The organism is Catelliglobosispora koreensis DSM 44566 (assembly GCF_000379685.1).
GTDB classification, from domain to species: Bacteria; Actinomycetota; Actinomycetes; order Mycobacteriales; family Micromonosporaceae; genus Catelliglobosispora; species Catelliglobosispora koreensis.
On the sequence record NZ_KB903261.1, the window covers coordinates 61041 to 72091 of the forward strand.

An 11051-nucleotide genomic window follows, 5' to 3' on the forward strand; every position below is an offset into this window, starting at 1 on the left:
TGCCAGACCTACGGATATCGATACGGAGCTACAAGCTCCCGCAGGTGTGCCGGCGCCCACTGAACGACCGCTGAACCGCTGCGGGCCAGCAGAACATTACGTGCCGCTTCGATCACCGCCACCAGGCGCTGCGGGGTCAGATCGGCGGGGATCGCCGCCCAGCACGGGCCGTGACCCAGGCTGCCGCGTACCGGAATCGGCAGGCCAGCCGCGTCAGCGAGGGTGTAGCAAATGACGTTGAGCATTCCTTCCGGGATCGTGAGACGGACCGCCACCTCGCCTGGCCGGAAGGGATAACGCCCCCACCAAGCGGGCGCATACTCACTGGCCTGGCCGCGGCCCTCGAACCGGCGCACCCTGTCTTCAACACCGGGAGCGGCGCCTTCGAGCAAGATCGATAGAGCGCCGGTCGCATAGCGCGTGCCTGCCACGGCACGCATGCCGGGCAGATCAAGCTCGATCGCCGACGGGTGCACCGCCAGCAGCTCATCGAGCAGATTCATCACGTGAAAGGGCTGCTCCACCGGAAACGTGACCCACGCCTGACTATCGGGCAGCGGGTGGGTGCGCAGCACGGTTTCCACGACCACGCACGACGGATGCGGCCAGCCCGGAAACGCCCACCGAAGATCACAGATCGAGTTGCCGACCAGCTCGACGCGATCGGCCACTTCGCCGATCTCACCACCTGGCAGGACCACCGTCGCGTTGACGATGTGTGCCGCGGGTGGGCCGAAGCGGTGCGAGATCGGGCCTGCCTCACCCGTCACCACCATCCCGCCAACCGTGCCGCGCCACGAAGGCGGGTCAAGCTCCAGCCGGCGGCCGAAGCGGGCCAGCTCGTCTTGCACAACCGCGAAGGGGGCAGCTGCCCCAGCCGTCACGTTTCCCGTTGACGGCGCGTATGAACAGCCATCGAAGGCGCTCAAATCGAGCAGCACATCGATGACCGGCGGCAGATCAAGCCAGCCCAGCTTGCTGCCACCGCCTTTCGGTAACACCGACATCTCAGCTTCTCGCGCCTCGGCCATCAGGGCACTCAGCTCGCTGACCGAGCTAGGCCGCACCACATAGCGGACTTCGGCACCTTCCAACTGATCTGCCACGTCTCCTGCGCGGCCACGCATTCTCTGGCGCACCTCCAGATTGAGAACATCTTAGAACATGTGTTCGAAGCATAGCACTGATGGCGGTCATCATCAGGGCTCAGCTAGCGTTTACGCCATGACCCAGTCACCAGTTGCGAAGCGGCTCCCGGTTGAGCGGACCCACCACGGCGATACCATCATCGATGAATATGCGTGGCTTGAGCAAAAGGAAGACCCAGCGGTCATCGCCCACCTTGAGGCGGAAAACGCTTACACAGAAAAGATGACGGCTCACCTTGCCGGCCTTCGCGAGGCCGTCTTCCAGGAGATCAAGGCCCGCACCCAGGAGACCGATCTCTCGGTTCCCTTGCGCCACAACGGTTTCTGGTATTACACCCGCACTGAAGAGGGCAAGCAGTACGGCATACACTGCCGCAAGCCGATCGCTGAGGGCGAAACCGCCCCGCCGGTCGCCAAGGATGGCGCCCCTCTTCCGGGTGAAGAAATTCTGCTCGACGGCAACGCTCTGGCCGAAGGACACGACTTCTTCTCCCTCGGCACCTTCGACGTCAGCCCCGACAGCAACCTGCTCGCCTACTCGACCGACTTCTCCGGCGACGAGCGGTTCACCTTGCGCTTCAAAGATCTGCGCACCGGCGAGCTGCTGCCCGACGAGATCAAAGACGTGTTCTACGGCGGTGCCTGGGCAACTGACAACAGCACCTTCTTCTACCTCACGATCGATGACGCCTGGCGCCCGCACCGCGTGTGGCGGCACGTGCTGCGATCGTCCATAGACGACGTTCTGGTTTTCCAAGAAGACGACGAGCGGTTCTGGGTCGGCATCGATCTGACCCGCTCACAGAAGTTCCTCGTGATCGACAGCAATAGCAAGCTCACCTCGGAGGCCCGTCTGATCCCGGCCGACCGTCCGCTGGAGGAGGCGGTGATCTTTGGTGAAGGGCGCCGTCAAGGCGTTGAGCTGTCCCTAGATCACCAGGGTGACCGGTGGCTCGTGCTGCACAACGACAACGCGGAGAACTTCACGCTGGGCTGGGTGCCGGTCGAGGACCACAGCGACTACCACCCGTTGATCGAGCACCGCTCCGACACGCGGCTCGAAGGCGTGGACGCCTTCCAAGACGTCATCGTCGTGCACTTCCGCAAGGACGGGCTGACCGGGCTGCGGATCGTGCCCAACGACGGTGAGCCTTACGACATCTCGTTCCCGGAACCGATCTACACGGTGGGCCTGGGCGGCAACGCCGACTATGACCAGCGCCAGCTGCGCATGTCCTACAACTCGATGATCACGCCGGACTCGGTGTACGACTACGATCTCGACTCGCGGGAATTGTTGCTGCGCAGGCAAAAGCCGGTGCTCGCCGGCCCGGACGGGCGGCCGTTCGACATAGCCGACTACGAGCAGCACCGTGTTTGGGCGACCGCCGACGACGGCACACAGGTCCCGATCTCGCTCGTGTGCAAGGCCGGAACCCCGCGCGACGGTTCCGCGGCCCTGCTCCTCTACGGCTACGGCTCCTACGAGACGAGCATGGACCCGTGGTTCTCCATTCCACGGCTGTCGCTTTTGGACCGTGGCGTCGTCTACGCCGTCGCTCACATCCGCGGCGGCGGCGAGATGGGGCGCCGCTGGTATGAAGAGGGCAAGATGCTCGCCAAGCGCAACACGTTCACCGACTTCAACGCGTGCGCACGGCACCTAGTGAAATCCGGCTGGGCCAGCGCGGACCGGCTCGTGGCACGTGGCGGCTCAGCGGGCGGGCTGCTCATGGGTGCGATCGCCAACCTCGCCCCCGACGCCTACGCGGGCATCGTCGCGCAGGTCGCTTTCGTCGACCCGCTGACCACGATCCTCGACCCGTCCCTGCCCCTGACCGTCACCGAGTGGGAAGAGTGGGGCAACCCGATTGAGTCGCCCGAGGTCTACGCCTACATGAAGGGCTATTCGCCCTACGAAAACGTGTCCAACCTGGACTATCCGCCGATCCTGGCGATGACGAGCCTCAACGACGCCCGCGTGCGCTACTGCGAGCCCGCCAAGTGGGTCGCCCGCCTGCGCGAGCGCGCTCCGCAGGGCTCCTACTTGCTGAAGACCGAGATGGGCGCCGGCCACGGCGGCCCATCCGGGCGCTATGACGTGTGGAAAGAAGAAGCCTTCATGGCGGCTTGGGCGCTCGACCGCCTCGGCGTGGCCTGAGTTCGGGCTGGCCGCTAAGGCGTGCCCTGTTTCGCTCTGCACCCAAAGCGGCGTGGGGCGAATCGGGTTGGCACGTGCCTTTGAGCTGCGGGCATGTGTCTGCGCACAACGCATTTGCTTTGCACCCATACGGGAACGAATATGCACCGCCCGAGCCCGTATGGGTGCAAAGCAAAGGGGCAGAACAACCACCTACCACCTGCACGCCCCCGCCGATCAAGGCAGTGCCGCTATAGGTGGAAAGCGGAAGAGGGCCGCGATCAAGCACAGCCCTCAAACGCCTACCGCGAGGTGAAGACGGCGACGGTCCGTGCCGGGACGGTGAGGACACCGTTGGCGTAGGACGCGCCTGCCATCACGGGATCAACCGAGGGTGCGACCTTCAGCGTGCCGAGACCTGGTAGCAAGTGAGTCGCCGCCGCGCCGGTGCCGTTGAAGACGACCACGATGGTTTCGCGATCATCGCGCAGCACCATCGTGATCACGCCCGAGGTGCCCGTGACTGGGAAGGAGACCTTCCGCTGCACTTCGTCCAACGTGGACAGAGCAAACAGCTTCGAGGACTTCCGGATCCGCAACAGCTCCTGATAGCGGGCCGTCGCCAGGGCGATGTCGGCGCAGGACGGGACGAGTGACGGGTCGGCGAGCAACGGGCCCGCGTATTGCCACTTGCCAGCGTTGTCCCAAGCCGGGGGCAGACCGCGCCCGAAACCGTTGCCCTTGGCGCAATCCCACTCGACCGCGTTGAACCAGTCACCCGAGTCATACGAGTTGCGGTCGAGGGACTTGGAGCGCAGGCGATCGGAACCGAAGGTGACGAAGCCGGTGCCCTGGCCGAGCACCACCGTGGACAGAGCGAGGACCTGCATCCGGGCCCGGTCAGCCGGTGAGACTCCGGTCAGCTTGTAGGCCAGCGCGTCGAACAGGATCTCGTTGTCGTGCGCGTCGACATAGGTCACGCCTTCGGACGGTGTTGCCGTATAGCCAGCGGGAGAACCGTTGTAGAGCACGTCGCGGCCCCGCACAACTGACCCTGACGAGCCGGTGAACTTATAGTCGGCCAAGTTTCCGGTCAGGCCAACTTTGATCAGATCCTCGTAGTTGGACAGTTTCGCCCCGGCACCCAAGCCCGACGCGAAGCCTTGCTGTCGTGGGTCATCGTCGAAGGGCCCGCCACCACGAACCGCGTCACGCAACCGGTCGTTGAACGTGCCGATCCCGGTGCCCGCCATGTTCTGCTGCGTCGCCTGAACGAACCGGGCGTTGTTGGCGACCTCGCCGAAGTTCCAGCCCTCGCCGTAAAGCAGGATCGACTTCCCGTTGGGAAGCTTGTCGAGTGCCTCTCTCACGGCGATCATGTTGGCTTTGGGGTGGTGGCCCATCAGGTCGAACCGGAACCCGTCGACGCCATAGGCGGACGCCCACGTGACGACGGAGTCGACGACCAGTTTGCCCATCATCATGTTCTCGGGCGCGGTGTTGAGACAGCAGGTCGACGTCTCGATCGAGCCGTCGGCGGCCAGCCGGTGGTAGTAACCCGGCACGACACTGTCCAATGGCGACGGTGCCGAGGTGTGGTTGTAGACGACATCCATGACGACCCGCAAACCCTTGGCGTGCAAGGCGTCCACCATGGCTTTGAACTCACCGTTGCGTGCTGTTCCGGCCGGGTTCACCGCATACCCACCCTCGGGCACCGTGTAGTGCAGCGGATCGTATCCCCAGTTGTAACCGTCCCGGGCCCGGACCGCGTCAACGCATTCTTGTTGCTGCGGCGAGTTCGCGGGCAGCGAGGCCAGATCACAGGCGGGCACCGCTTGATCGGAACGCAGCTCGGGAATCGTCGCGAAATCGAATGCCGGCAACAGGTGCAGGTGCGTGACACCAGCTTCCGCGAGCGCCTTCAAATGACGCGTTCCCGCGGAATCAACGGTGAACGCGCCATAGGTGCCACGCAGCTCGGCAGGCACCGAGGCATCCGTGATCGAGAAGTCCCGCACGGAGACTTCCTGAACGTGCGGCCTCCCATCGAACTTCTCCACCTTGGCCGCGCCCAGTTGCGCGATCACGCTATGGGTCGAATTCGGTGTCAGGGCAACGGAATACGGATCCGTCACCGAGCGCGTGCCCTGCCATGTCGTCACGCGATAGCGGTAGGACTTGCCATCCCAGTCCCGCTTTCCGCTGGCGCTCCACACTCCCGTGCGCTCGTCTAGCCGCATCGGCACCACCGTGTCGCCCAGCTCCAGCTCGACCTTGTGTGCCGTTGGCGCCCAGAGTTTTAGCGTCGGCTGATTACGTTCATAGATGACGCCCAGCTTCTCCGATGCTGCCGGGGCGTAGTGGTCGTCGATCGCGCCAGCGATCTGCACACCAGTCGCGGACAAGAGCTTTCCGGTGTGGTCACTCTCCGTCGCGATCACCTGTCCGCGCAGGTCACTCTTCTTTATTTCCAAGCCAAAGGTGGGGTACTCCCAAAGCTGTGGAAACCGCTCACGTTGTGCTTCGGTCAGACCGTTGGGCTTGGCCGTCATCGCGACGGTGGAGAACGTGCCCGCGAGCTTTCCGTCCACAATGGACGCCCCGCCGTTGGGGAAGACCGCCAGCCCGTAGACCTTTCCATCGGGGTTCGCTTTCTTCCACGCGAGCGTGCTCCGGTCCAATAGCTGGGCGAACGATTTCGTCAGGTCGATATCGCTGCCACCAGACGTCTTCACCTCTGGGCGCAGGTAGGCCTGACGGCCTGACAGGATCCACGCCTCGCGGCCGGAGACACTGAAGTTCAGCCGCTGATCGTTTGGCAGGTCCTTCTCGTCGCCCTTATGCACGATGTAGCTGACTCCCGTTGCTCCTGGCACCAAAGGAATCTCAAACGTCGCGCCGTACGAGTCGATCCGCGTTGGCAGCATCGGGGAGTTCCACTCGACCGGGTTAGCGTTGCCGTCCCACAGGTGCAAACCCCAGCCGGCGTAATTGCCATCGGCTCGGCGATAGTGCAGAACTGCCGTGTTAGCGGGTGGTTCAGTGGGAGCTGGCGCGGGCTGAAGGGCCGTCTCGCCCTGCTTCAGCCACACCTCATAGGTCTGGCTCGGGTCGATGAAACGGTCAGTCGCCACATCTTTGTTGCCGTTGGCGTCGATTACCAAGTACCCGATCGAGGTTGCCCCGGGCTTGACCTTCACCCAGGCGAAGGCGCCATAGGCGTCACGGCCGGCGAAAGGCTGACCTTGCGGCCACGGCAGATTCTGCGTCGGATCGATGTCACCCCAGGTGTACAAGCGCCAGTCGGCGTAGTTCCCATCGGGGCGCTGGTAGTGCACCAAAACGTAATCCCGCTGCGCCGCCTGCGGCGGCGTCGCGACGGTGGTGGAAGCGCTCGCCGTCACCGTGCGCCCGCGACTGTCCCGGGCCACCGCGTGATAGCGCACCACCGTGTTTCCAGCGAGTCCCTTCAGATCGTGGTGCACGCGGTGTGGCGCGGTCGTCGCGGTGCCGAGCATCTGCCACTTGCCGTTGCCGACCTGAGCGGAAACGCTGACCGTCGCGTTGGGATCGCCGGTAACGCTGGCCGTGATGACAGACTGCGTGTGCTGCAGCGACGGCACGTTGAGCGTCAGGTTCAACGCACTAGAAGGCGCCTTCGCTGCGGCCCGGAAGACTGTCGTCGACTGCGCGCCAACGGATAGCGCCGAACCGTCAAACGCGCCCGAGCCGTAGATGCGGCTCCAGCTCGCGGCACCAAACGTGTTCATGGGCACCGTTTTCGCTGACGTGGAGCTGTTCACGGCCACGATGTATTCGGTGCCGTCAGCACCCAAGCGCGAGAAGGCAAACACCCCATCGCCCGCGTAACGCGTCGTCTGCGTCCCGTTGCGCAGCGCCTCATGGTTCTTGCGCAGCGCACCCAACTCGGCAATCGCGCGATACATAGGGTGGTTCGTGTCGTAGTTGTCCTGCGCGTGTGTGCGGTCCGTCCCGAGCAGATCGTCGTCCAGATAGTCGGGTGTCTTCGAGGCGAACATGTCCTGCCGGGCGTCCTTGTCGCCGCCGTTGCCGGTGAAGCCTTGCTCGTCGCCCGAATAAATCACCGGCTGCCCGCGAGTCAGCATCATCAGTTCGTGCGCCAGTCGCGACTTCTCCAGGCTGCCCGTGAACGTGCCGATGCGGCCCATATCGTGATTGCCCAGGAACGTTGGCAGCGCGTTGGCGTTGGTCTTCCTTGACGTGTAAAGAGAATCAGCGGCGTAAAGCTCGGCCAAGCCCGTGCCGGAGCCACCGTTCACGAAACCCGTCGCGGCAGCCTGGAAACCAAAGTCGAGCACGGCTGGCAGTTTGCCCTCACGCACATAGCTGGACATGATCGACGGGTCCGCCGAGTAGACCTCGCCGAACATGAAGAAGTCCTTGTGCCGGTTCATGATGGCGTCGGAGAACTGCGGCCAGAATTCCATGTTGACGTGCTTGGCGGTGTCGAGCCGGAAGCCGTCAACGCCCGTGTCTTTGACCCAGTCGGAGTAGATCTTCGTCATGCCCTGCACGACTTCTGGGCGTTCCGTCCACAGATCGTCGAGGCCGAAGAAATCACCATACGTGCTGTTCTCACCGGAGAACGTGGAGTCCCCACGGTTGTGGTACATCATCGGGTCGTTCAGCCAAGCGGGAACCTTGGGGCCGTTGACAACCGGGGTGTACGGCGTCTTGCCCACGGCCGGGAAACCTTGCGAGCCGTCAGCGTAGTTCGTGTCATCGAACGGCTGGCCTTCCCGGTCAAGGTAGGGCGCGGTCTTCTTGTCCACATAGGACTGCTGATTCTCACGGTAGGAGATCAGGTCAGCCGTGTGGTTCACGATGACGTCGAGGTAGATCTTGATGCCCCGTTTGTGGGCGATTCTGACGAGCTCTTTGAGGTCTTCACGCGTACCAAAATGGGGGTCAACCTGGGTGAAATCATTGATCCAGTAGCCGTGGTAGCCGGCCGAATCCCCTTGCACGGGCTGGTTTTTGAAGATCGGCGCCAGCCAGATCGCCGTGGTCCCCAGGCCCTGGATGTAGTCCAGCCGGTTGATCACGCCACGCAGATCGCCCCCGTGATAGAAGCCCTTGTCCGCTGGGTCATAACCGGTCTTCGTCCGGTCACCTTGGTAGTGCCCACGGTCATTGCTGGGATCGCCGTTAGCGAACCGGTCTGGCACGACGAAATAGAACTGCTCAGCTTCGCGCACATCATCGTGACCAGGAGTTTCTTTCTCCCGCCCGGCATAGGCCGGGTTGCTGAGCAAAGCGACCGATAACAGTCCTATGAGGAGCATTCGCAATCGACGGAGGCTCATGCGCGCACCCTACGGGTTTCTGAAATGTTTCCGCAAGAGTTGCTCTGTTCTTTCATGCTTGGATAGACCTATGCGTCACGTAAGTTGGCAAGAAGCCTGCGCCATGCGGTTAAACCGGCACTTTCTAACCGCTGAAGCCCCCTCATTGGCAGCCACCGCTTCGTCGATATGCGGCGTGCACGCTCAAGTCATGACAGCCGCCGAGCTGTCGTTAGGCATCCGCACCGGCGAGACCGCGACCGCCGTCCGGGAAGCACTGTGGACGGACCGTTCCCTGGTCAAGACCTTTGGCCTGCGCGGAACGATTCACCTGTTCCCTGCCGATGAGCTGCCGTTCTGGGGAGCCGCGTTGGGCTCACTGCCCTATTCGCGCAGCCTGCCCCCTGAGCTGACCCTCTCGCCCGCGCAGGTCGACGACATCGTCGCCGCGATCGGTGCCGCGTTGCAGGACACCTTCTTGACGGCCGATGAGCTAACCGGCGAAGTCGTCAAACGCGCCGGGGCCTGGGCCGGAGCGCTTGTCATGCCAGCCTTCGACGGCATGTGGCCGCTGTGGCGCATGGCGATGTCCGATGCCGCCAATCGCGGGGCACTCTGCTTTGGACCTAACCGCGGCCGCAAAGTGACCTATGCCAACCCGTCTCGCTGGGTGCCTGCCTCGTCGCACGCCTCGGAGGATCCGTTCGGCGATCTAGCGTTGCGCTATCTCGCCAGCTACGGACCCGCGACGCCGCAGCAGTTCGCGCAGTGGCTGGCGATCCCCAAGCGGCCCGCCATGGAACTGTTCAGTCGCCTGGGCGATCAGCTGGAAGAGGTGTCGCTGGAAGGGAAGTCGGCCTGGCTCGTGCGCGGGACGCCCGGTCACACGCTGGTTCCCGGGCTGCATCTGCTGCCCTTGTTCGACGCATACACCGTGGGATGCCATCCACGCGACCTGCTGTTTCCGGGCACCGCCGCCGAGCGTGCCCTCGCCCGGGGCCAAGCAGGCAACGTTGCGGTGATCCTCATCGACGGCACCGTTCAGGGTGTCTGGCACCAGAAGAAGACCGGCAAGAAGCTGGCCGTGACGGCTGAACCTTTCCTGAAACTCTCCTCCAAAATGCGCCGGCTTTTAGAGGCCGAGGCCGAACGCGTGGGACTCTTGGCAGAGGCTGCCGTGTCGCTCACCATCGGCGAGGTGACCGCCCGAGCCCACTTGTAATCTCTTACAGATTTTGAAAGGACGCGGCATGAAGGTGGCCATCTTTGGAGCGACCGGAATGGTCGGCCAAGGGGTTCTCCGTGAGTCCCTCCTCGCCACCGACGTGACCGAGGTCGTCGTGCTTGGACGCTCGTCCACGGGCGTGCGCGATCCGAAGCTGACCGAAGTGCTCGTGCCCGACCTGGCCGATGTGTCTAGCGCGCGCACGGCACTGTCTGGAGTGGACGCTTGCTTCTTCTGCCTCGGCATCACTTCCGTGGGCATGAAGGAACCCGAATACCGGCACATCACCTATGACATGGCCGTCAACGCCGGGCGCTTGCTCGCTGAGCTCAACCCCGGCATGACCTTTATCTACGTGTCCGGCGCCGGCACCGATGGCAAAGCCATGTGGGCACGAGTCAAGAAGGAGACCGAGCAGGCACTGCTTGCCATGCCGCTCAACGCTTTCATGTTCCGACCCGGTTTCATCCAGCCCATGCACGGCATCAGGTCCAAGACACGTTTGTACAACACGCTTTATGTCATCGCCCGGCCTCTATTCGGCCTCTACAAGCGCCTCGCCCCACGCCAGTCGCTGACCACCGAAAGCATCGGCCAGGCCATGCTGCAGGTCGCCCGCTCCGGAGCGCCCAAACGTGTCCTCGAAGCACCGGACATCAACGCCGTCCTGGGAACCCCGTAGCCACTTGGCGACTCTGCCGGCGCATGAGACTCGCGTTCTCCTTCGTCTTGCTGCTTGCCGCCTGCACTACGCCCGCTCCTGCTCCCGTTCCTTCCGCGTCACCCGCGCCCTCATCTGACGGCGTGCTCGTCGTTCCCTGCTCGCACCAAATCGACTTCCTTTCGTCGCCCCCGCCTGATCACGAGATCGTCCTGGACACCGTGGCCCTGCCGACCCAAACGCTGACCGCCCACCCCACGAACGAGCCCGGCAAACTGTTCGCCAAGCACGGCCTCATCGTGCGCAACAACTCCACCGTCGACCTTGTCGTCTCCGGCGAAGACCTCGGCAAAGTGACCATCGGCTGGGGCAACGCCGAACTCGGCGACGTCACGCACCTGCGCGTGAGCTGCACCGGCCAACCCGGCTGGATCGTCTTCGCCGGCGGCTACTCCGTCACCGAGCCCCGCTGCGCCACCCTCGTCATCCGCGTCGGCACCACCCAACAGGACGCCCACATCCCCATCAGTAAACCCTGCTGACAAGG

The 11051-nt window shown here is 63.7% G+C and carries 6 protein-coding genes; 4 read left to right on the forward strand and 2 right to left on the reverse strand.

Annotated features, from left to right (window positions below):
* Nucleotides 1-8: 8 nt before the first annotated feature.
* The gene (locus A3E1_RS0119435) at nt 9-1106 is read right to left on the reverse strand and encodes an FAD-binding oxidoreductase (protein ID WP_157631615.1); all 1098 of its coding nucleotides are present in this window, start codon (nt 1104-1106) and stop codon (nt 9-11) included.
* Nucleotides 1107-1224: 118 nt separating this feature from the next.
* Here A3E1_RS0119435 and A3E1_RS0119440 point away from each other — a divergent pair, with 118 nt between their 5' ends.
* Entirely contained in the window at nt 1225-3309 is a 2085-nt protein-coding gene (locus A3E1_RS0119440; protein WP_020522464.1) for a S9 family peptidase, read from the forward strand.
* Between the two features lie 281 nt (nt 3310-3590).
* On the opposite strand, the gene pulA is transcribed toward A3E1_RS0119440, so the two are convergent.
* Entirely contained in the window at nt 3591-8639 is a 5049-nt protein-coding gene (gene pulA, locus A3E1_RS0119445; RefSeq protein ID WP_040391252.1) for a pullulanase-type alpha-1,6-glucosidase, read from the reverse strand.
* A gap of 103 nt (nt 8640-8742) precedes the next feature.
* Between pulA and A3E1_RS0119450 the strand changes: the two genes are divergently transcribed.
* From A3E1_RS0119450 to A3E1_RS0119460, 3 genes are read left to right on the forward strand one after another with little or no spacing between them, the layout of a single operon-like run.
* Nucleotides 8743-9840 carry a winged helix DNA-binding domain-containing protein gene (locus A3E1_RS0119450; protein ID WP_281167384.1) on the forward strand — a complete coding sequence of 366 codons (1098 nt, stop codon included), beginning with the start codon at nt 8743-8745 and terminating at the stop codon, nt 9838-9840.
* Between the two features lie 28 nt (nt 9841-9868).
* Nucleotides 9869-10525, forward strand: coding sequence for an NAD(P)H-binding protein (locus A3E1_RS0119455; RefSeq protein WP_020522467.1), 657 nt, complete (start codon nt 9869-9871; stop codon nt 10523-10525).
* 23 nt (nt 10526-10548) lie between these two features.
* Nucleotides 10549-11046: a hypothetical protein gene (locus tag A3E1_RS0119460; protein WP_026208609.1), complete on the forward strand. Its 498-nt coding sequence runs from the start codon at nt 10549-10551 to the stop codon at nt 11044-11046.
* Nucleotides 11047-11051: the final 5 nt, after the last annotated feature.